Source organism: uncultured Streptococcus sp. (assembly GCF_963456385.1).
Lineage (GTDB): Bacteria > Bacillota > Bacilli > Lactobacillales > Streptococcaceae > Streptococcus.
The window spans coordinates 1-23368 of record NZ_CAUOLF010000016.1 but is presented as its reverse complement, the minus strand read 5'-3'; the positions used below and the strand labels follow the sequence as shown (position 1 = coordinate 23368).

Annotated in this window: 19 protein-coding genes and 1 CRISPR repeat array; of the genes, 17 read left to right on the top strand and 2 right to left on the bottom strand. The window is 39.7% G+C overall.

Translation table 11 applies throughout. The features are described from left to right. Positions 1–82 precede the first annotated feature (82 nt). The 4 genes from cas9 (at position 83) to csn2-St (ending at position 5909) form a co-directional block, all read left to right on the top strand. A complete protein-coding gene (cas9, locus tag RP262_RS07565) occupies positions 83–3454 on the top strand; it encodes a type II CRISPR RNA-guided endonuclease Cas9 (protein WP_311154762.1) in 3372 nt (1123 codons plus the stop codon). Between the two features lie 172 nt (positions 3455–3626). Continuing rightward, positions 3627–4538, top strand: coding sequence for a type II CRISPR-associated endonuclease Cas1 (cas1, locus tag RP262_RS07560; RefSeq protein ID WP_311154761.1), 912 nt, complete (start codon positions 3627–3629; stop codon positions 4536–4538). A 1-nt stretch (position 4539) separates the two neighbouring features. Then, positions 4540–4863: a CRISPR-associated endonuclease Cas2 gene (cas2, locus tag RP262_RS07555; RefSeq protein ID WP_223312977.1), complete on the top strand. Its 324-nt coding sequence runs from the start codon at positions 4540–4542 to the stop codon at positions 4861–4863. Beyond that, positions 4860–5909, top strand: a complete 1050-nt coding sequence (gene csn2-St, locus RP262_RS07550) for a CRISPR-associated protein Csn2-St (protein WP_311154760.1) — start codon at positions 4860–4862, stop codon at positions 5907–5909. The genes cas2 and csn2-St overlap by 4 nt, the downstream gene beginning before the upstream one ends. A gap of 64 nt (positions 5910–5973) precedes the next feature. After that, a CRISPR array of direct repeats spans positions 5974–8713; the repeat unit is 36 nt; unit sequence GTTTTTGTACTCTCAAGATTTAAGTAACTGTACAAC. A 108-nt stretch (positions 8714–8821) separates the two neighbouring features. Here csn2-St and mnmE read toward each other — a convergent pair. Next, a complete protein-coding gene (gene mnmE / locus RP262_RS07545; RefSeq protein ID WP_002906470.1) occupies positions 8822–10195 on the bottom strand; it encodes a tRNA uridine-5-carboxymethylaminomethyl(34) synthesis GTPase MnmE in 1374 nt (457 codons plus the stop codon). 177 nt (positions 10196–10372) lie between these two features. Between mnmE and rpiA the strand changes: the two genes are divergently transcribed. The 6 genes from rpiA (at position 10373) to RP262_RS07515 (ending at position 15666) form a co-directional block, all read left to right on the top strand. Further along, positions 10373–11050 (top strand): ribose-5-phosphate isomerase RpiA, encoded by a 678-nt coding sequence (gene rpiA, locus RP262_RS07540; RefSeq protein ID WP_002906472.1) that lies wholly within the window; start codon positions 10373–10375, stop codon positions 11048–11050. Positions 11051–11063: 13 nt separating this feature from the next. Continuing rightward, positions 11064–12275, top strand: a complete 1212-nt coding sequence (locus RP262_RS07535; protein WP_311154759.1) for a phosphopentomutase — start codon at positions 11064–11066, stop codon at positions 12273–12275. A gap of 29 nt (positions 12276–12304) precedes the next feature. Then, positions 12305–13117 carry a purine-nucleoside phosphorylase gene (locus RP262_RS07530; protein ID WP_002906475.1) on the top strand — a complete coding sequence of 271 codons (813 nt, stop codon included), beginning with the start codon at positions 12305–12307 and terminating at the stop codon, positions 13115–13117. 334 nt (positions 13118–13451) lie between these two features. Then, positions 13452–14165, top strand: a complete 714-nt coding sequence (deoD, locus tag RP262_RS07525; RefSeq protein ID WP_311154758.1) for a purine-nucleoside phosphorylase — start codon at positions 13452–13454, stop codon at positions 14163–14165. Then, positions 14162–14923: a hypothetical protein gene (locus RP262_RS07520; RefSeq protein ID WP_311154757.1), complete on the top strand. Its 762-nt coding sequence runs from the start codon at positions 14162–14164 to the stop codon at positions 14921–14923. The genes deoD and RP262_RS07520 overlap by 4 nt, the downstream gene beginning before the upstream one ends. An 11-nt stretch (positions 14924–14934) precedes the next feature. Continuing rightward, complete coding sequence (locus RP262_RS07515; RefSeq protein ID WP_311154756.1) at positions 14935–15666, top strand: NAD-dependent protein deacylase; 732 nt, start codon at positions 14935–14937, stop codon at positions 15664–15666. Positions 15667–15706: 40 nt separating this feature from the next. Here RP262_RS07515 and RP262_RS07510 read toward each other — a convergent pair whose 3' ends face one another. Further along, positions 15707–16615, bottom strand: coding sequence for a LysR family transcriptional regulator (locus RP262_RS07510; RefSeq protein WP_002897493.1), 909 nt, complete (start codon positions 16613–16615; stop codon positions 15707–15709). A 309-nt stretch (positions 16616–16924) separates the two neighbouring features. Between RP262_RS07510 and RP262_RS07505 the strand changes: the two genes are divergently transcribed. The 7 genes from RP262_RS07505 to RP262_RS07475 all read left to right on the top strand — a co-directional run. Further along, positions 16925–17788, top strand: coding sequence for a hypothetical protein (locus tag RP262_RS07505; RefSeq protein WP_311154755.1), 864 nt, complete (start codon positions 16925–16927; stop codon positions 17786–17788). Between the two features lie 102 nt (positions 17789–17890). Continuing rightward, on the top strand, positions 17891–18802 hold the full coding sequence (locus tag RP262_RS07500) for a dihydroorotate dehydrogenase electron transfer subunit (RefSeq protein WP_311154754.1): 912 nt from the start codon (positions 17891–17893) through the stop codon (positions 18800–18802). Between the two features lie 11 nt (positions 18803–18813). After that, positions 18814–19752 (top strand): dihydroorotate dehydrogenase, encoded by a 939-nt coding sequence (locus RP262_RS07495; RefSeq protein WP_311154753.1) that lies wholly within the window; start codon positions 18814–18816, stop codon positions 19750–19752. 247 nt (positions 19753–19999) lie between these two features. Then, the gene (gene pyrF / locus RP262_RS07490; protein ID WP_002895411.1) at positions 20000–20692 is read left to right on the top strand and encodes an orotidine-5'-phosphate decarboxylase; all 693 of its coding nucleotides are present in this window, start codon (positions 20000–20002) and stop codon (positions 20690–20692) included. Positions 20693–20769: 77 nt separating this feature from the next. Next, on the top strand, positions 20770–21399 hold the full coding sequence (gene pyrE, locus RP262_RS07485; RefSeq protein WP_301412403.1) for an orotate phosphoribosyltransferase: 630 nt from the start codon (positions 20770–20772) through the stop codon (positions 21397–21399). A 111-nt stretch (positions 21400–21510) separates the two neighbouring features. Next, complete coding sequence (locus tag RP262_RS07480) at positions 21511–23049, top strand: glycosyltransferase family 39 protein (RefSeq protein ID WP_311154752.1); 1539 nt, start codon at positions 21511–21513, stop codon at positions 23047–23049. Next, a partial coding sequence (locus tag RP262_RS07475; RefSeq protein WP_311154751.1) for a DUF4336 domain-containing protein occupies positions 23046–23368 on the top strand: 323 nt, incomplete at its 3' end. The genes RP262_RS07480 and RP262_RS07475, both read left to right, overlap by 4 nt.

Genomic DNA, 23368 nt, shown 5'->3' with positions numbered 1-23368 from the left:
AAAAGTGTTGCATTTTTAGTTGAGTTTTAAAAAATTTAGTTGTAAAATGGAGTTAAGATAATATATTAAAAAGGAGATTATTATGAATGGTTTAGTCTTAGGTTTGGATATTGGTATTGCATCAGTTGGAGTCGGTATTTTAGATAAGAAAACTGGCAAAATTATACATGCTAATTCAAGGATATTTCCTGCTGCAACTGCGGACAATAATGTGGAACGTAGAAAAAATAGACAATCAAGAAGATTAAATCGTCGTAATAAGCATCGTCGAGAACGACTAAACGAGTTATTTGATGAATATGGTTTGTTGACAGATTTTTCTAAAGTACCTATCAATTTAAACCCATATGAGCTACGAGTTAAGGGACTAATTGAGAAATTAACTAATGAAGAATTATTCATTGCGTTGAAAAATATTGTCAAAAGGAGAGGGATTAGTTATCTTGATGATGCTAACGAAGATGGAGAGTCTTCTTCCTCAGAGTATGGAAAGGCTGTTGAAGAAAATAGAAAGCTGCTCGCAGATAAAACGCCGGGACAGATTCAGCTGGAACGTTTTGAGAAATACGGACAGGTTCGAGGTGATTTTACTATCGAAGAAAATGGAGAAAAACACCGTTTGCTTAATGTGTTTTCGACCTCTTCATATAAAAAAGAAGCAGAGCGAATCTTGACAAAACAGCAAGACTATAATCAAGATATCACAGATGAATTTATTCAGGCTTATTTAACGATTTTAACTGGAAAACGTAAGTATTACCATGGACCAGGGAATGAAAAGTCTCGCACGGATTATGGACGCTTCAGAACAGATGGAACAACTTTGGATAATATTTTTGGTATTTTGATTGGGAAATGTACCTTTTATCCAGAGGAATACAGAGCTTCTAAAGCTTCTTACACGGCTCAGGAATTTAATTTACTCAATGATTTGAACAATCTGATTGTTCCAACAGAAACTAAGAAGCTTAGTGAGGAGCAGAAGAGACAGATTATTGAGTATGCAAAAGGAGCTAAAACTTTAGGTGCTGCTACTTTGTTGAAGTATATAGCAAAAATGGTTGACGCGTCAGTGGACGATATCAAGGGATATCGGATTGATAAAAGTGAAAAACCAGAAATGCATACTTTGGATATTTATCGAAAAATGCAAACATTGGAAACGGTCGATGTTGAGAGACTATCCAGAGAAGTTTTAGATGAGCTTGCTCATATCCTCACACTCAATACGGAACGTGAAGGAATTGAAGAAGCGATTAAAGCATCATTTACCAAAGAAGAATTTGAACAAGATCAGATTGCTGAATTAGTTTCATTTAGAAAGTCTAATAGTTCCTTGTTTGGAAAAGGCTGGCATAATTTTTCAATCAAATTGATGATGGAGTTAATTCCAGAGCTTTATGAAACATCTGAAGAGCAGATGACAATCCTTACACGATTGGGTAAACAAAAAACAAAGGCAACATCAAAACGAACTAAGTATATTGATGAGAAGGAATTGACCGAAGAAATTTACAATCCAGTAGTTGCTAAGTCAGTCAGACAAGCAATTAAAATCATAAATTTTGCTACAAAAAAATATGGTATCTTTGACAATATCGTTATTGAAATGGCGCGGGAAACTAATGAAGAAGATGCAAAGAAAGATTATGTGAAGCGTCAAAAAGCTAATGAAGATGAGAAAAATGCTGCAATGGAAAAAGCAGCTTATCAATATAATGGAAAAAAAGAACTACCAGATAATGTCTTTCACGGGCATAAAGAATTGGCAACAAAGATTCGACTCTGGCATCAACAGGGAGAAAAATGTTTATACACTGGAAAGAATGTTCCAATCAGTGATTTAATTCATAATCAATACAAATATGAGATTGATCATATTTTGCCACTTTCTCTTTCTTTTGATGATAGTTTAGCCAATAAGGTGCTAGTTTTAGCAACGGCCAATCAAGAGAAAGGACAGCGTACACCATTTCAAGCTCTTGATGCTATGGATGATTCTTGGTCATATAGAGAATTTAAATCCTATGTCAAAGACTCTAAGACACTCAGTAATAAAAAGAAAGATTACTTGCTGAATGAGGAAGACATTAACAAAATTGAAGTAAAACAAAAATTTATTGAGCGCAATCTAGTTGATACTCGTTATTCTTCCAGAGTAGTTTTAAATACTCTTCAGGATTTTTATAAATTGAATGAATTTGATACCAAGATTTCAGTAGTGCGCGGACAATTTACTTCTCAACTTAGAAGAAAGTGGCGGATTGACAAATCGCGTGAAACTTATCATCATCATGCAGTCGATGCATTAATTATCGCGGTGTCCAGTCAATTAAGACTTTGGAAAAAGCAGAGTAATCCTCTGATTTCGTATAAAGATACCAAATTTGTGGATTCTGAAACAGGAGAGATTATTTCATTGACTGATGATGAGTACAAAGAATTAGTATTTAGAGCTCCTTATGATCATTTTGTTGATACGGTAAGCAGCGAAAAATTCGAAGAAAGTATTTTATTTTCCTATCAAAAGGATTCAAAATATAATCGTAAGATTTCTGATGCAACAATTTATGCAACGAGAAAAGCGAAATTAGGTAAAGATAAGTCAGAGGAAACTTATGTATTGGGTAAGATTAAAGATATATATACTCAAACGGGCTATGACGCTTTCATAAAACTCTATAAGAAGGATAAAAGTAAATTCCTGATGTACCATAAGGATCCACTAACTTTTGAAAAGGTTATTGAGGAGATTTTAAAAACGTATCCTGATAAGGAACAGAATGAAAAAGGAAAAGAAGTTGCTTGCAATCCTTTTGAGAAATATAGACAGGAAAATGGTCCTATTCGAAAATATAGTAAAAAAGGAAAAGGTCCAGAAATTAAGAGCCTGAAATACTATGATAACAAATTAGGGAATCATATAGATATTACCCCAGATAATAGTGAGAATCAGGTTATATTGCAATCTTTATCTCCATGGCGTACAGATGTCTATTTTAATCCTGAGACTGGAAAATATGAATTACTAGGATTGAAATATGCTGATTTACAGTTTGAAAAGGGAACTGGGAACTATTCTATCAATTCAGAAAAATATTACAAAATCAAAGAAAAAGAAGGAGTAAGCGAACAATCAGAATTCAAATTTACCTTATATAAAAATGATTTGATTTTAGTTAGGGATACAAAGACTGATGAACAACAAATGTTTAGGTTTTTATCTAGAACTATGCCAAACCAAAAACACTATGTTGAATTGAAACCCTATGATAAAGCTAAATTTGAGGGGAATCAGCCCCTAATGGCTTTATTAGGGAATGTCGCTAAAGGAGGACAGTGCTTGAAAGGTTTAAACAAAGCGAATATCTCCATCTACAAAGTCCAAACAGATATTTTGGGTAACAAACGTTTCATCAAAAAAGAGGGTGATGCTCCAAAGCTCAAATTTTAAAATAATTTTTAAAAAAGAGTTGCAATTAGTTCTGTAATATATTATAATGATAATTGTAAGGGACGCCTTACACAGTTACTTAAATCTTGCAGAAGCTACAAAGATAAGGCTTCATGCCGAAATCAACACCCTGTCTCTTGACGGGGTGTTTTCGTGTGTAAAGGAGAAGTTTATGACTTGGAGAATTGTACATGTATGTCAAAGTGAAAAAATGAGATTAAAACTAGATAACCTCTTAATTAAAAAGTTGGGAGAAGAATATACCATTCCTTTGAGTGATATTTCCATTATAGTTGCAGAGGGAGGGGATACAGTTGTTACACTTCGTTTACTAAGTGCTCTAAGTAAATACAACATTGCTTTGGTCGTTTGTGACAATGAGCATCTGCCAACCGGTGTCTATCATTCTCAAAATGGGCATTTCAGAGCTTATAAGAGATTACAAGAACAATTGCTTTGGACACAGGATCAAAAAGACAAGCTCTGGCAAATTATTACTTATTTCAAGATTAATAATCAGCAGGATGTGTTAGCCATGTTTGAGAAAGATTTAGCTTGTATTCAATTATTGGCTGACTATAAAGACCATATTGAACTAGGAGATAAAACTAATCGAGAAGGACATGCAGCTAAAGTTTATTTTAATGAATTATTTGGTAAAAAATTTGTTCGCGTAACCCAGCAGGAAGCTGATGTTATTAATGCAGGTTTAAATTATGGTTATGCGATTATGAGAGCTCAAATGGCAAGGATTGTGGCTGGTTATGGATTAAATCCCTTGATTGGAATCTTTCACAAAAATGAATACAATCAATTTAATCTAGTAGATGATCTGATGGAACCTTTCAGACAGATTATTGATGTATGGGTTTATCATCATTTAAGGGAAGAAGACTATTTAAAATATGAATTTCGATTAGCTTTAACGGATTTATTAAATGCAAAGATTCGTTATGGTAAGGAAAATTGCACTGTAACTGGAGCTATGGATAAATATGTAAAAGGATTTATCAAATGTATTGCGGACAAAGATACAACAAAATTTTATTGTCCGATTGTCTCGAGTTTGGAATGGAGTAAATAAAATGAGGTATGAAGCGATGAGATTGATTTGTTTTTTTGATCTTCCTATGGAAACTAATCAGGAAAAGCGAAGCTACCGTAATTTCCGTAAAGAATTGATTGCAAATGGTTTTGAAATGCTACAGTTTTCCGTATATTATCGAACTTGTCCTAATCGTAGTTTTGCTAGTAAATTTTACAAAAAACTAAAACAAAGTAACCTACCTAGCGGTAATGTTCGTCTACTAGCTGTAACAGAAAAACAGTTTTCTGAAATGGTTCTAATCATTGGTGGCAAAACTAAACAAGAAGAAGTAGTTAGTGATAAAAAAATGGTGGTTATATGAAATGGAAATTCACACATCCTTATCGAGAAGATTTATCAATAAACTTTGGAAAGTTTACTCAAATAATAGGAGAAAATAAACAGTTGAAATATTATATTTGGCAAATACTAATCTGGTATTTTAATGGAAAAAAATATAGTATGGAAGACCTAAGTCTTTTTGAGCAAAATGAGCCAGTAATTATTTCTGACGAAAATGTTTTGAAAAGAACAGATTATAAGATTATCTCAATTTCAGATATACAAGATTTAATCGAACAAATGGCTTATAAGAAAGGTACAGTTTCCTTTGATTATTTAAAAAGTAAGCTAAATGATTTTGAAATAATGGGACTAATTGATGTGATTAATGACAAATTGGATCTCATTTCAAGTAGTGTGAATCAAAGACTTAATCTTCACATTGGAGAAGTTCAATATCACACTGAAAGCCAGTATTTTAACCCTGAGCAACTAATTATTAAAAATTTTCTACCTTATTTCGGTCTAGGTGATAAAAACATCTCCTTTGAATTTTTAGAGAATGAAACAAAATTTTTCTTCTTTTTAGACATGATATCAGAAGTTGCATGTCAAAGCAGTAGTAAGATAATTCTTATCACTCATAACATGGATAGTTATTTAAACTATACTGAGTTTATAAATTGTTGTAAAAAGATGAATGAGATGACTATGGATTTACAAAATTTTCACGTTATTAACTTTTTATCAAGCGAGGGATATATTTATATAAATAAAGAAAATATAATGAATGTTAATATTGTCGCGGATTTAGTAGAGCACTTTTACGAATTTTCATTTATGTATGAAAGATTTATTGGTCAATATCCTGCTAATGAGGTACCGGATGAAAAGTTTTTTTTAGAATCGTTACAAAAAGTTTCGTCATATCTTTTTAGTAAGGATACTGCTCATATTAGTTTATCTATTCAAGATATAGTTACTTTGAAAATTATAAATCATTTGTACCAATACGATAAAAAACAAAAAATTTGTTCTAAGATGTCTAATCCGCTATTGATTAAGTTTTTGAATACCCATAATTGACAGGAATCGCGATAGACATTATAATCAATATATGAGTATAAAAATCACAATTTTTACATTTGAGGTTTTTGTACTCTCAAGATTTAAGTAACTGTACAACTATATAACGAAAACAAAGGAGACTTCTCTGGTTTTTGTACTCTCAAGATTTAAGTAACTGTACAACCCAACGTGAGATGAACAGCTTTGGTTCTAAGTTTTTGTACTCTCAAGATTTAAGTAACTGTACAACGCGGAGTCAATTACTCTGCGCTTAACCCTGGTTTTTGTACTCTCAAGATTTAAGTAACTGTACAACCAATCTATTGCTGATGTTATTATCCAAATCGTTTTTGTACTCTCAAGATTTAAGTAACTGTACAACGTATACTTACATCTATATTCAAGATAGCTGGTTTTTGTACTCTCAAGATTTAAGTAACTGTACAACCCAATCAGCTTCAGTCCAATGGTGTGTTGAGTTTTTGTACTCTCAAGATTTAAGTAACTGTACAACGAGTGCGTAGGTCAGGCAGAGGCTGCCGATGTTTTTGTACTCTCAAGATTTAAGTAACTGTACAACTTGGATTTAGTTTCATTTGTTTCCTCCATGGTTTTTGTACTCTCAAGATTTAAGTAACTGTACAACCGTTCACTTCAAGCAGTTGTGAGAAGCGGTGTTTTTGTACTCTCAAGATTTAAGTAACTGTACAACAAACTACTCCAGGTTCTATTCACCGTCGCGGTTTTTGTACTCTCAAGATTTAAGTAACTGTACAACGAAATGAATATAATCTTAAACATTTCAAAAGTTTTTGTACTCTCAAGATTTAAGTAACTGTACAACCTTTTCATACGCTGTCTCCTTTCTTCTACAGTTTTTGTACTCTCAAGATTTAAGTAACTGTACAACCCGTTTTCAATCTTTAAGACACCTTGTGAGGTTTTTGTACTCTCAAGATTTAAGTAACTGTACAACCAGGAAGATTGCACAGAACGAACGCTTTGCGTTTTTGTACTCTCAAGATTTAAGTAACTGTACAACTCCTACTTTGACAAGCAATAGTTATCATGAGTTTTTGTACTCTCAAGATTTAAGTAACTGTACAACTCTGGTAACAAAAGAAAGGAGCTTGCTCCTGTTTTTGTACTCTCAAGATTTAAGTAACTGTACAACGGATGCTCTCTATGTAGGCGCTCCAGCACGGTTTTTGTACTCTCAAGATTTAAGTAACTGTACAACTATTGCTGGCCCAAGATATAAAGAACTGATGTTTTTGTACTCTCAAGATTTAAGTAACTGTACAACAATAGCTTTCATCTTCCTTACCACATATAGGTTTTTGTACTCTCAAGATTTAAGTAACTGTACAACCTTTAGGAAGCTTGCCCATTATGTCTTTGGTTTTTGTACTCTCAAGATTTAAGTAACTGTACAACTCCTGCAAATGTTGAATTGTCTGGTTATCTGTTTTTGTACTCTCAAGATTTAAGTAACTGTACAACCAATTTTATCTTTGTCATATTCTGACATCTGTTTTTGTACTCTCAAGATTTAAGTAACTGTACAACTATATTCTTAAAATCAAATCATTCGAACCGGTTTTTGTACTCTCAAGATTTAAGTAACTGTACAACAACCAGTAACACAAGTCATTAAAGCTGATAGTTTTTGTACTCTCAAGATTTAAGTAACTGTACAACATCGCTAGACTAGAGGCTGAGCAGAGGTTTGTTTTTGTACTCTCAAGATTTAAGTAACTGTACAACGCGTCATAACATAGGCATTGTTAAACCTCCGTTTTTGTACTCTCAAGATTTAAGTAACTGTACAACATACAAGACTCGTCTTCGCACACCTGTTCAGTTTTTGTACTCTCAAGATTTAAGTAACTGTACAACTTTTGAGCCAATAATTTCTTATAGCGATTGGTTTTTGTACTCTCAAGATTTAAGTAACTGTACAACCCCTGCACATTTTGTAAGGAGTGTGTATCAGTTTTTGTACTCTCAAGATTTAAGTAACTGTACAACATAAGCTGAAAGATGTAAGGTCTAAGGCTAGTTTTTGTACTCTCAAGATTTAAGTAACTGTACAACCAACCTCAGTCTGCTCTTCCACCCGCCGTAGTTTTTGTACTCTCAAGATTTAAGTAACTGTACAACAATGTGCTCGGAAACATGATGCAACGAGCAGTTTTTGTACTCTCAAGATTTAAGTAACTGTACAACTATACTTATGAATTTACTTTATGATGGCTTGTTTTTGTACTCTCAAGATTTAAGTAACTGTACAACTGAAATGAGCGTCGTATAAACTTCGCCAACGTTTTTGTACTCTCAAGATTTAAGTAACTGTACAACTCGGTTCCATTATCGAATCTGTTGGTAGTGGTTTTTGTACTCTCAAGATTTAAGTAACTGTACAACATTCTTCTGAACATAATGTGTTCCTCCTTGTTTTTGTACTCTCAAGATTTAAGTAACTGTACAACCTTGCGAGAAAATGAAACAACAATTGAGTTGTTTTTGTACTCTCAAGATTTAAGTAACTGTACAACTATTGCTTGTTGTTAATAACCAGCACATACGTTTTTGTACTCTCAAGATTTAAGTAACTGTACAACCTTCGTGAAGAGTTTAAAGCTCGATACGGAGTTTTTGTACTCTCAAGATTTAAGTAACTGTACAACATTCAGAACATTTAAAGGTAACATAAGATGGTTTTTGTACTCTCAAGATTTAAGTAACTGTACAATCATCGTGACATTTGAAGAAGCAAAAATCGAGTTTTTGTACTCTCAAGATTTAAGTAACTGTACAATAGAATACATACGATTTATGAATTTTTGATAGGTCGTGATAAGGAGAAACTGTGTTGTTTCGTTTTTACTTATCATAAAAAGGACTGTTTTATTCAGTCCTCTTATTTTCTATTTCCCTAGGCAGAATTGGCTGAAGAGTTGGGTGATGAGCTCGTCTGGTGCAGCGTCGCCAGTGATTTCGCCAAGGATTTCCCAGGTGCGGGTCATATCGACTTGGAGTAGATCTACCGGCATACCCATTTCCAAGCCTTGGTTGACGGCTTGCAGACTTTCCAGAGCTTTTTCGATCAAGGAAATGTGACGGGCGTTGGACAGGTAGGTAGCGTCTTGCTCGACGATACCAGCATTTTTAAAGAAGAGCTGATTGATGCGTTCTTCAATTTTATTGATATTTTGATTGTGGAGGACAGAAATCTTGATAGCATCTGCTGGCAGCTGATCCAGCTCAATCTTTTCCTCAAGGTCAGTCTTGTTAAGCAAGACGATACGATTGCTATCTTGACTGATTTCGAGCAATTGTTTGTCCTGATCCGTCAGAAGCTCGCTGGCGTTTAAAACTAATAGAACCAAGTCAGCTTCCTGCAGGGCTTTTTTAGAGCGCTCAACTCCAATCTGCTCCACAAGGTCGTCGGTTTCCCGAATGCCTGCGGTATCGATGAGCTTGAGCGGCACGCCCTTGATATTGACATACTCCTCGATCACATCACGAGTCGTTCCCTCGATATCAGTCACAATGGCCTTGTCCTCGCGCAGGAGATTGTTGAGCAGGCTGGACTTGCCAACATTAGGCCGTCCGATGATAGCAGTGGAAATACCTTCGCGTAAAATCTTACCTCGTCGTGCAGTATTGAGGAGATTGCTCAGCAATGCCTCGAACTCTGCTGTTTTTTCTCGCATAAGTTGGGTCGTCATCTCTTCCACGTCGTCGTACTCGGGATAGTCAATATTTACTTCGACTTGAGCCAGTGTGTTGAGGATTTCCCGACGGGTATTGTTAATGAGGTCAGAGAGGGAGCCATCCAGCTGCTTGACAGCATTGTTCATGGCTTTATCGGTCTTGGCGCGGATGATGTCCATAACGGCCTCGGCCTGAGTTAAATCTACGCGCCCATTGAGAAAGGCCCGCTTGGTAAATTCACCAGGCTCAGCCATTCTAGCGCCCTCGCGGATAGCGAGCTGCAGGATTTCATTAGTGACCGCAATTCCGCCGTGGGTATTAATCTCAATGATATCCTCGCGCGTGAAGGTCTTGGGAGAGCGCATAGCACCAAGCATGACCTCGTCTAGAATTTCCTGATTTTGAGGATCGACGATATGGCCGTAGTTGAGTGTGTGACTGGCCACTTTGCTCAGATTTTTCCCTTTGAAGATTTTTTGGGCAATAGCAAAGCTGTCAGTTCCGCTTAGTCTGACGATACCGATGGCCCCTTCGCCAAGAGGCGTAGAAATTGCAGCGATTGTATCAAATTCTCTGGTAATCATACTGTGTTTTTCCTTGTTTTTTAAAATCAATTACCCTAATTGTAACGCAAAAATCAAGGAGGAGCAAGGCTTTCGATTATCAAGCGGAAAGAATGCAATTTAAGTCTGGCAAAGAAAACACTTTCATGTTAGTGAGAATCATGATATAATGAAAGTAGTGTGATTCGAGGAGGTGCTATGGAAAATCTAAAGAAACTGGCAGGGATAAAGGCTGCTGAATTTGTCCAAAGCGGGATGATTGTTGGTCTCGGGACGGGTTCAACTGCTTATTATTTTGTCGAAGAGATTGGTCGGCGTATCCAGGAAGAAGGATTGCAGATTACAGCTGTGACGACTTCCAGTGTCACTAGCAAACAGGCTGAAGAGCTGGGCATTCCGCTCAAGTCTATCGACGATGTGGATCAGGTGGATGTCACTGTTGATGGTGCTGATGAGGTTGATTCAGTTTTTAACGGTATCAAGGGCGGTGGCGGCGCACTTCTCATGGAGAAAGTCGTGGCGGTTCCTACTAAGCACTATATCTGGGTGGTCGATGAGAGCAAGATGGTAGAGAAGCTAGGTGCCTTCAAGCTACCAGTAGAAGTTGTTCAGTACGGTGCTGAGCAGCTCTTTCGTCGCTTTGAACGTGCGGGCTATAACCCAGCCTTTCGTCAGAAGGACGGTCAGCGTTTTGTTACGGACATGCAGAATTTCATTATCGACTTAGATTTAGGTGTGATTGAAAATCCAGTCGAGTTTGCGCAAGAACTAGATCATGTAGTGGGCGTAGTGGAGCATGGACTGTTTAATCAAATGGTAGACAAGGTCATTGTTGCTGGAAAATCGGGTCTTCAAGTTTTAGAGGCCAATAAATAGAAAGAGGTATTTTATGCCAAAATTTAATCGTATTCACTTGGTAGTCATGGACTCAGTTGGTATCGGTGCTGCACCAGATGCTAATAATTTTGTCAATGCAGGGGTACCAGATGGTGCTTCAGATACTCTGGGACATATTTCCAAAACGGTAGGACTGAATGTGCCAAACATGGCTAAGATCGGCCTGGGAAATATCGAGCGTCCTGCTCCTTTGAAGACCGTTCCTCAAGAAGAAAATCCTAGCGGTTACTATACCAAGCTGGAAGAAGTATCTCTTGGAAAAGACACGATGACAGGACACTGGGAAATCATGGGTCTCAATATTACTGAGCCTTTTGATACTTTCTGGAATGGCTTCCCAGAAGAAATCCTGACTCAGATTGAAGAGTTTTCTGGTCGCAAGATCATTCGTGAGGCTAACAAGCCATACTCTGGTACAGCAGTTATTGATGACTTTGGTCCTCGTCAGATGGAAACAGGCGAGCTGATTATCTACACCTCTGCAGACCCAGTATTACAAATCGCGGCACACGAAGAAGTGATTCCTTTGGAAGAGCTCTATCGTATCTGTGAGTTCGCCCGCTCTATTACCATGGAACGGCCTGCGCTTCTGGGACGTATCATCGCTCGTCCTTATGTAGGTGAGCCAGGCAACTTCACTCGTACAGCCAACCGTCACGACTATGCCGTTTCTCCGTTTAATCCAACTGTACTTGATAAGCTCAATGAAGCTGGAATTGATACTTATTCTGTTGGTAAGATTAACGACATCTTCAACGGTGCTGGAATCAACCATGACTTGGGACACAATAAGTCTAACAATCATGGTGTAGATACTTTGGTCAAAGCTCTGAAAGACGAGAATTTCAAAGAAGGTTTTTCATTCACTAACCTAGTAGACTTTGATGCTCTTTATGGTCACCGCCGTGATCCACATGGCTACCGTGATTGTTTGGAAGAGTTTGATGCGCGCATCCCAGAAATCATTGAAAACATGCGTGAAAATGATTTGCTCATGATTACTGCTGACCATGGTAATGACCCGACCTATGCTGGAACCGACCACACTCGTGAATACATTCCGCTTTTGGTCTTCGGAAAATCGCTGAGCGGTCATGGTCATATTCCTGTCGGACACTTTGCGGATATCTCAGCTACCGTTGCTGAAAACTTCGGAGTGGACAAGGCGATGATTGGTCAAAGCTTCTTGGACAAATTGGTATAAGCATTATAAGAGAGTGAGGAAAATGTTTTATGACAAGCTTATCAGAAAAAATCAAAGCAACAGCGGCTTTTTTGAAAGAAAAAGGTATGACAGAGCCTGAGTTTGGTCTGATTTTGGGATCTGGTTTGGGAGAATTGGCTGAAGAAATCGAAAATGCCGTTAGTCTTGACTATGCGGATATTCCAAACTGGGGCCGCTCAACTGTTGTTGGTCACGCTGGTAAATTAGTTTATGGAGACTTGGCAGGACGGAAAGTCTTGGCACTGCAAGGCCGTTTCCATTTCTATGAAGGAAATCCATTAGAAATCGTTACTTTCCCAGTGCGTGTGATGAAGGCTCTTGGTGCGACAGGTGTTATTGTTACCAATGCTGCTGGCGGTATCGGCTATGGCCCTGGTACGCTTATGGCGATCACTGACCATATCAATATGACTGGTCAAAATCCTTTGATTGGTGAAAACTTGGATGAATTTGGTCCGCGTTTCCCTGATATGTCTAAATCTTACACTCCAGAATACCGTGCCGTCGCTCACAAAGTTGCTGATAAGCTTGGCATCAAGCTGGATGAGGGTGTCTATATCGGTGTAACTGGACCAACTTATGAAACGCCAGCAGAAATCCGAGCTTATAAGACACTTGGAGCGGATGCAGTCGGCATGTCTACTGTTCCTGAAGTGATTGTAGCAGCACATTCTGGCTTGAAAGTCCTTGGGATTTCATGCATTACAAACTTTGCTGCTGGGTTCCAAGAAGAGCTTAATCATGAGGAAGTGGTTGAAGTAACAGAACGTGTCAAGGGTGATTTCAAACGATTACTTAAAGAAACACTTGCTGAATTGTAAAAATGTTGAAAGGCGGAGTGTCTGGGGTGGTAATTAAACCCGATCTAGCCTTTCTATCTATGCTGATAAAATCATTAAACTCAAGAAAGGTAGAGCGAGGTGTTCAGATTTGGACACAAGCGGAAAACTATCTTTAAAATAAACACAGAAAGGAAGGGCGTCTGAGTCTGAATTGAACTCGGGCTAGTCTTTCTATGAAATATTAAAATTAAGAAAGAAAGGAATTGAACCCATCCTAAAAGCTATGGGAAAAAGATAGTTGGTCTTGCGAGCATCGCTCACTGCGACCATCTCCTATTTTCCCTTTGTTTTTGACGGGTTTGGTATCTTAACTATGTCTATTCATATTTCTGCTAAGCCAGGTGAAATTGCGGATAAAATTCTTCTTCCGGGGGATCCGCTTCGGGCTAAGTTTATTGCGGAGAATTTCCTTGAGGATGCTGTTTGCTTCAATGAAGTCCGCAATATGTTCGGTTACACTGGTACTTACAAGGGTCATCGTGTATCTGTTATGGGGACTGGAATGGGAATGCCGTCAATCTCTATCTACGCGCGTGAGCTGATTGTTGATTACGGTGTGAAAAAGCTGATCCGTGTCGGAACAGCAGGCTCGCTGAATGCTGATGTGCATGTCCGTGAATTAGTACTGGCGCAGGCGGCTGCAACTAACTCCAATATCATCCGCAATGACTGGCCACAGTATGATTTCCCACAAATCGCTAGCTTTGATTTACTAGATAAGGCCTATCATATCTCCAAAGATCTCGGTATGACGACGCACGTTGGAAATGTCTTGTCGTCAGATGTCTTTTACTCAAACTACTTTGAAAAGAATATTGAGCTTGGTAAATGGGGCGTTAAGGCAGTTGAAATGGAAGCCGCGGCACTTTACTATCTGGCTGCTCAGCACCATGTAGATGCTCTCGCGATTATGACCATTTCTGATAGCTTGGTCAATCCTGAAGAGGATACGACGGCTGAAGAACGCCAAAATACCTTTACCGATATGATGAAGGTTGGTTTGGAAACCTTGATTGCAGAAGCATGAAAGTAGATGTCAAAGAAGCTATTCTCTTTGCTATTTCCCGCTATGACTATGCTTATGCGTATAAGCTGGCTGAGCGAGCAGGAAGCAGTGTCCGGTCTGACTTGGTCCTTCTTCTTGAGTGTTTAGCGGATCGAAGAGAGCTCAACATCCAATCTATGATGAATCTAAAGTTGGAAATCACTGGGTCTGACCTAGCTGATTTTCAGCTTTTTTACCATGAAAATGAAGCGGATGAGCAGCTGGTCAATTACCTTTATGATTTGGAAGCCAAACTGAGAAATGAACAGTTGATAGACTTTATCAGAGCAGTCAGTCCGGCTATTTATCGGATTTTTATGCGGCTGATTCGCATGCAAGTACCGGATATTGACTGCTATATTCATAATTCGCGAGGAGCCAGTTACGACCGTTGGAAGTTTGAAAAGATGCGGAATTCTGATAATCCTGACCTGCAAAATTTTCATGCGGAAAGCACGGTCAATTCTTCTAGTTTGACGGAGCTGATTTTGCAGTTAAATTTGCCCGAATCAGTCAAAGAATCAGCACAACAGCTAAGAGAGTTAGAAAAGTCAGTCCGCAATCCGATGGCTCATCTTATCAAGCCTTTCGATGAGGAAGAATTGCACAGGACGACAGGTTTCTCATCTCAACACTTTATGGAGCTTCTGATTGATTTGGCGCAGGAGACAGGCATTGTCTACCAGGGGGAACCTTTTTACTTCGACCGAGCGAATGCGGTCATAGAAAGTCTCTTATAAGGAGTAGCAGGATGGATAAGATTGCAAGGCTGCAAGAATGGATAGACCAAAGTCAGAATATGGTCTTTTTCGGTGGAGCGGGGGTTTCGACGGAGTCCAATATTCCGGACTTCCGCAGCTCAGATGGGATATACAGCGTCGAGCTGGGTCGGCACTTTACAGCGGAGCAGCTGGTTTCTCACACTATGTTTGAGCGCTATCCGCAGGAATTTTTTGATTTTTACAAGAAGTACCTACTCTATCCAGAGGCTAAGCCCAATGCTGCTCATGTCTACTTGGCAGACTTGGAGAAAGCAGGTAAGCTCAAGGCTGTGGTGACTCAAAATATCGATAGTTTGCATGAAATGGCCGGTTCGAAAAAGGTTCTCAAATTACATGGCAGTGCGGATAGAAATTACTGTCTGAATTGTAAGCGATTCTATAATTTGGACGGCTTTCTGGCTCTGCACGCTACCATTCCTCACTGCTCTGACTGTGGCGGTATTGTCAAGCCAGATGTGACCCTCTATGAAGAACCGCTAGATATGGAAGTTTTCCAGCAGGCAGCTCAAGCTATCCATCAAGCAGATCTACTGATAATCGGTGGCACTTCCTTAGTCGTTTATCCAGCGGCCAGCCTCATCCAGTACTTTGCAGGAAAGCATCTGGTCGTCATCAACAAGACCAGCATCACTCAAGACAGCCAAGCAGATCTAGTCATTGAGGGCAAGATAGGAGAAGTGTTGGGGAAGTTGAAACAATAGAAAAACACCTGAAAAAGCTTTTTCGGGTGTTTTTTGCAGTTTATTTATCAAACTTCACTTCCTCAATCAGATACTCAATGAAGCGTTCTCCCATTTTGGATAGGCTAGCTTTTTCATGCTGGATGTAGACCAGCTCAATCGGATCATCAATGTCCAGTGGGATTGACACGATATTATCTCCGTTGAGGTTGCTGTTGAGGATACCGGTTGCAATCGTGTAGCCATCCAGACCGATCAAAAGGTTAAAGAGGGTCGCACGGTCGCTGACCACGATAGATTTTTTATGATGTTCCTGAGAGAGAATTTCCTCAGAAAAGTAGAAGGAGTTGTGAGTCCCTTGGTCATAGCTGAGGTAGGGGAAGTTTTCTAAGTCAGATAATTGGACCAGCTTTTTCTTGGCAAGCGGATTGGACTTGCTGACAAAGATATGGGGCTGAGCCGTGAAGAGATGAGTGGCAATCAGGTGATTGTCATCCAGCATCTTGGATAGAACATCGCGGTTGTAGCTATTGAGAAAGAGGACGCCAATTTCGCTGCGGAAGTTTTTTACGTCGTCAATGATCTCCCAAGTCCGAGTTTCCCGCAGAAAGAGCTCGTATTTCTCCATATCGCTTTTTTTAAGAAGGGAGACAAAGGCATTGACCACAAAGGCATAGTGCTGAGCAGAAACGCTGAAAAGCTCTCGGTGGGCGACAGGGTTTTTGTATCTCTCCTCTAGAAGCTGCGTCTGCTCAACTACCTGCCGAGCATAAGAAAGAAACTCCATGCCGTCCTTGGTCAAGGTAATTCCTTTTGGATTGCGAATAAAAATCTCAATCCCCATTTCATTTTCCAAGTCCCGCACAGCATTGGACAAACTAGGTTGAGTAATGAAAAGTTGCTTGGCAGCCTCATTCATACTACCAGTCTCGACAATTTTGATGATATAGTGTAACTGTTGAATTCTCATAGGACTATTTTATCACAAACTTAGTTGATTTTTCTAGTGATTGCTAGTTCTGAGGACAAACTTCACATATGTAAGAACTTCTATATGTTACTATGGATATAGAATGGTGGAAGTAGATTTTCTCAATCTACTTGAATAACGATTTTTATAGGATTGGTTGCGTCTGGATTTTGATTTTTTGAAATAGCCATGATAAAATAAAAGTTGGTCTTAGTCTAGTTAGATTGTGTTAATGAAATCTGTTTTGAATACTATCTATGTAGTCTAAACTAAATCTATAAGTTAGTAAGGTAATTAAATCAAGAAGTTATGAAAAAAGATGATGAATCATTCGAAGAAATATTTTCAGATATTTCCAAAGAGGAGAAAAAGAGCAAGAATAAAAGGACTGCATTTATTGTCATAGGTTCTTTAGTTTACGGAGCACTTATTTTGACGGCTGTTGTTTTTTCATTTCTTCATTCGCATAAACATTCAACTTCTAGAAAAACTAGTTCAACACAGGAAATAGTATCTTCTACAAGTTCTGATTCTGAACAAAATGAGGCAGAAATTTTTGCTAGAAAGTTGATAAGTGACGAAAAAGAATATCAATTTTCTTGGGAAGTTCAGGATTTTGATGGTTTAAGATTTGACAAAAATCTTGGAGGGACAAGTCTGGATGCGATAATCAGCAGATATGGGAGGCCTGATTCGGGTGAAGGATGGATAGCCTTGAATTATGGGAAAGAAACTCCTCAAATTCGGTTGCGATGGCATAGTATCGAGCGTTATAAGTATGCTTATGTAAGCTTAGTTTTTGAAAAATTTAAAGATGAATACAAACTTATCTCTAAAGAATACTACAATTTAAATAGTTCTAAATTACCCATTGATACCGAAGCGAGCAGAGATTTCACTTGGACTCAAGCAGCGTTCGATAGTTTGCTTTTGGAAAATAAGGAAGGAAATTCTCAAACGGGTTCTACCTATGAAGAAATTATCAGTCTGTATGGACCACCGCAAAATCAAAATCTGTCAGCTGAAGATTATATTTCTAATTTAAAAGTTTCTTATGTGTCACCTAAGCCAGATGAAAGCAATATGAAGCTTAGGCAAGTCGATTTAGAGTTTATTAAGATAGATTCGGGCAGCTGGTATCTTGTGAAAAAAGATTCTGTAAATTTGAACTAGTTCTAGATTTTATTTTCTGATGCATTATTTTTTTTGTAGTCACCTTGACATTCCTCATCGCTAACGATATAATGTTTACAATTTAACCTTTAATCAAGTCCAGTGAGGCTGCAAGGTAGGAAAAACGGTATAAGAGGCAGTTGGCTGCCTTGTTTTTTGCGAAACCTTGCTGCGGCGAGGTTTTTTCTTGTAGAAAGTGAGGTTGTCATGGCTAGTGACAGTTGCAAAAAGAGATTTGGCAAGATTATGCTGGAGCAGATGGAGCTGCTGGAGCAAGTAGAAATTGCACCTAATATTTTTTCCATGATTCTAAAGGGACAAATGGTTGCTCAGATGCAGGCAGGGCAGTTTTTACATATTCGGGTACCAGATGACAGCAAGCTTTTGCGCCGGCCTATCTCAATCGCAGAGATTGACCGAGACAATCTGACTTGTCGCATCATTTATCGGATAGAAGGCGGCGGGACAGCTATTTTTTCTCAACTGCCAGTTGGATCTTTTCTTGATGTTATGGGGCCTCAGGGCAATGGCTTTGATTTGAGTCCTGTAAGGGAAGGTGAGCGAGCTTTGATTATCGGTGGTGGGATTGGTGTTCCTCCTCTGCTTGAGGTTGCTAAAGACTTGCATGCCAAGGGAGCTCAAGTGACAGCTGTATTGGGATTCGCTGATAAATCTGTTGTCATTTTGGAAGCAGAAATGAAAAAATACGCTGATGTCATTGTCACGACGGATAACGGTTCTTATGGTCGTCAGGGCTATGTATCAGCCGTTGTGGATGAGTTGTCTCAAGACTATGCGGCTGTCTATTCCTGTGGTGCGCCTGCTATGCTTCAGTATGTGGATCGTAAGTTTCAGGACCATCCGCATGCTTATCTCTCCATGGAGTCTCGTATGGCTTGTGGCATGGGCGCCTGCTATGCCTGCGTAGTTCATGTGGCCGGTCAGGACGAGTCGGTCAATAAGCGGGTTTGTGAAGACGGTCCGGTCTTTGAGACGGGGACGATTATTGTCTAGGAGGGGAAAGAATGAGTGACCAACGTTTAAGAGTTTCCTTGCCAGGCTTGGACCTGAAAAATCCAATTATTCCAGCATCTGGCTGCTTTGGCTTCGGACAGGAATATGCCAAATACTATGACTTGGACTTGCTAGGCTCCATCATGATAAAGGCTACGACTCTGGAGCCACGCTTTGGCAATCCCACTCCGCGTGTGGCAGAAACGCCAGCTGGTATGCTCAATGCCATTGGCCTGCAAAATCCAGGTGTTGAGGTTGTTCTAGCTGAAAAACTGCCCTGGCTGGAAAAGCATTATCCCGACCTGCCAATCATCGCCAATGTAGCGGGCTTTTCCAATCAAGAATATGCCACAGTGGCTGGGAAAATTTCTCAAGCTCCTAATGTCAAGGCTATCGAGCTCAATATCTCCTGCCCTAACGTTGACCATGGCAATGCTGGCCTTTTGATTGGTCAAGTTCCAGAGTTGGCTTACGGAGCAACCAAGGCAGCAGTAGAGACTTCTGCTGTACCAGTCTATGTCAAATTGACTCCGAGCGTAGCAGACATCACTCAGGTAGCTAAGGCTGTTGAAGACGCTGGTGCTGCTGGTTTTACCATGATTAACACCTTAGTAGGTATGCGATTTGACTTGAAGTCGCGCAAGCCTATTATCGCTAATGGCACAGGTGGTATGTCGGGTCCAGCTGTCTTTCCGGTAGCGCTCAAGCTGATCCGTCAAGTGGCTCAGGCAAGCAAACTTCCTATTATTGGTATGGGTGGAGTTGATTCAGCGGAGGCTGCTCTGGAGATGTTTATAGCGGGCGCTTCAGCTATTGGAGTGGGAACTGCTAATTTCACGGATCCTTATGCCTGCCCGACCATCATTGAGAACCTGCCTGAGCTTATGGATAAATACGGCATCGAGAGTCTTGAAACTTTACGAAAAGAAGTTCGAGAGAATTTGCTTTAAAGTTACATTTTTACTTGACAAACCTGCTGTGAAATTATAGAATGAACTAAATATAACCTTTAAAGAAGTCCAGAGAGGCTACTAAGGTACATACGTTTGAATGGCAGATACTGCCACATTTTCGTGTAACCTTGCTCTCGGGCAAGGTTTTTTCTATGTCTCTGAGCCTAATGTGAAGGTGGTTTTGAGATATAAATGTCTAATGGACCTCTTTGAAGATAATAATTTAAAAGGAGATTTTCCCCTCATGCGTGAAGAACGGCCTATTATCGCCCTCGACTTTCCATCTTTTGATGATGTCAAAGATTTCTTGGAGCATTTTCCGGAAGATGAAAAACTCTATGTCAAAATCGGCATGGAATTCTTCTATGCCATCGGTCCAGAAATCGTTCATTATCTGAAAGCTCTGGGACACAGCATTTTCTTGGATTTGAAACTGCACGACATTCCCAATACGGTTCGATCAGCTATGTCTGTCTTAGGAACATTTGGTATCGACATGGTGACGGTCCATGCAGCGGGTGGTGTGGAGATGATGAGCGAAGCCAAGAAGGTCTTGGGGGATAAGGCTAAGTTGGTTGCTGTGACCCAGCTGACCTCGACCAGTGAGGAAGATATGCGGGATTGCCAAAACATCCAGACCACAGTTCAGGAGTCTGTTGTCAATTACGCTCGGAAAGCCAAAGAAGCTGGTTTAGATGGCGTAGTTTGCTCGGCTCAAGAAGTGGAACTGATTAAGGCAGCAACTGCAAATGACTTTCTCTGTGTGACGCCGGGCATTCGGCCAGCTGGATCAGAAATCGGCGACCAAAAACGGGTCATGACTCCGCAGGAAGCCCATCAAATCGGCAGTGATTATATTGTAGTCGGCCGTCCGATTATCCAAGCTGAAAATCCTTGGGATGCCTACCATGAGATCAAGAAGCAGTGGAATAGCTAAGCAAAACAAGGAATTCGAATTAAATCGTTATACAAAATTAACAGTATCATAAAATTTCAAATTTATAAGGAGCAAAAATGACTTTAGCAAAAGAGATTGCGCGTGATTTATTGAAAATTAAAGCTGTGTATTTGAAGCCAGAAGAGCCTTTTACATGGGCGTCGGGCATCAAATCACCTATATATACGGACAACCGTGTGACCTTGGCTTATCCAGAGACTCGGACCTTGATTGAAGATGGTTTTGTCGAAAAGATTCAGGCGGAATTTCCAGATGTAGAAGTCATCGCTGGAACTGCGACAGCAGGTATTCCTCACGGAGCTATTATCGCTGATAAGATGAACCTGCCATTTGCCTATATCCGCAGCAAACCAAAAGATCACGGAGCGGGCAATCAAATCGAAGGTCGCGTAGCGCCTGGGCAAAAGATGGTTGTCATTGAAGACTTAATCTCAACTGGCGGTTCGGTTTTGGATGCTATCGCTGCCGCTAAACGAGAAGGTGCGGACGTGATTGGCGCAGCGGCCATCTTTACCTATGAGCTACCAAAAGCAGAAAAGAACTTTAATGATGCGGGTGTGAAATTGGTGACTTTATCAAACTATACAGAGTTGATTCACTTAGCTGAGCAAGAAGGCTATATCAATGCTGAAGGATTAGCCTTGTTGAAACGATTTAAGGAAGACCAAGAAAATTGGCAGGCCTAGACCGAATACAAATAAAATGATCTGACCTTTATTCAGGTCATTTTTCAGTAAAACGTCCTTGTCTTGCCTTTAAAAATGGCTTAAAGTCTCTGTGTTTGGTATAATAGAGCTATGTCTAAGATTTATCATCTATCCTTTTCGATATTACAGAAAGTTATGCTGATTACGGCTGTTCACTGGTTTTTGATTGCCATATGGCATGTTTCAGAGCTGAATAGTATAGCTATTATTGCTTTTACTGGCTTGGTTTATCTGGCCTATCGCTATCGGAATTTTCTAGAAAAAGCTTATCATTGGCTAATGCAGCATAAATTTCTTATTATGCTAGCTGTCTTTATTTTTCAGCTGATTATGCTCTTTTCGGCAGAGCTTTTGATTAGGCGGGATGCAGCAGTAGTCTTTACAGGGGCTTTCAAAACTCTGAAAGAAAGCTCCATTTCCAGCTATCTGACTCGCAACCCTAACAATGTCTCACTTTTCCTCTACGAGCGTTTTTTCTTTAATGTATTTGGGGAATCCGGTCTATGGCTCATGCAGGCCTTGAATATTGTTTATACTAACGTAACGGCCTTGATTCTCTTTAAGGGCTGCCAAAAGTATTTTTCCCAAAAGACTGCAGATGCTGTCTTTAGTTTATACGTGCTTTTACTGGGCTTTTCTCCTTATTTCTTTTCAATGTATACCGATATTCCGCCCCTGCCTTTCATCAGTCTGCAGATTTTCCTAGTTCTGGGATTGCTGAAGGGAGAGGAAACTAGTAGACAGCTGGTTTGGCGCAGTATTTTGCTTGGGCTGATGACTAGTCTGGCTTTCTTTTTTAGACCAACAGTAATGATTCTGCTGATAGCTGTCTTCGGAGTCCTCTTTTTCAAAAAGAATTGGAAGAAGTTCTTTTTGGCACTAGTTGTTTTTACTTGCAGTTTTGCGATTAGCTATGCCCCGCTGCATTACTGGTCCAAGCACCAGACGGAAGTGCCGATTATGAAGGGAGAGGGCTTGGCAAAAGGCCCATTGCTCTTTATCAATTTAGGTCTGACCTTCAATGGCCACAATCAGGAAGATATGAAAGAAGGGCTCTTGCAGTATATTGAGCCTGACAAGCAGTATGACTATAACAATGGCATGTTTGCTAAGGAATATGTTATCAAGGAAATCAAGCGGCGCTTGAGCGATTATAATCCTTTGACTTTAGCTCATCATCTCTTCCACAAGCAGTCTCTGACTGTAGCAGAAGGAGATTTGGGCTGGCTCTACCGCAGTGTCGAAAATGAAAAGACGCCTTATATATCGCCTTTTTACCAAGATACGAAAGATAATCCTTTAACTCAGTTTGTCCGTAACTTCTTCCTGAACACTGACAAGTCAGAATTTGTCTATTTCTCGCTGTCCAAGCAGGTGGTCTGGATTGTCATGGCGGCAGGACTTGTCTTTGCTCTTTGGAAATATCGATCCAGTGACGAACTGAATTTTCTAACCTTAGCTGTTTTTGGCGGCCTGCTTTTTCTGCAGATTTTTGAGGGAGGAAAGACCCGTTATCTGATTCAGTTTTTGCCACAGATTCTGATTCTGTCCGCCCTAGGACTAGCCCAGTATCCTCAAGCCCTAGGGAAGTTTCACTTTTGGACTAGAAAGAAGGAGTCTTTAGAATGAAAAGACCTGTTCCTACCTATGAACCGCTTTATAGCTTGAAGCCCATTGCTGAGAATATCTGGATTGTCGACGGTGATTTGATTGAGATGGATGCAGTGGTGACAAATTTGCCTTTTTCTACCCGCATGACTGTCATCAAGTTAGCAAATGGCCAGCTCTGGTGCCATTCACCAATTCAGCCAAATCAAGCCTTGTTTGATCAGTTGGACGCTTTGGGACCAGTTGCACACCTTGTCTCGCCTAATAAGATTCACTATGCCTATATAGCTGACTGGAAGAAGCATTATCCTAAGGCAATTGCTTGGTCTAGCCCAGGAGT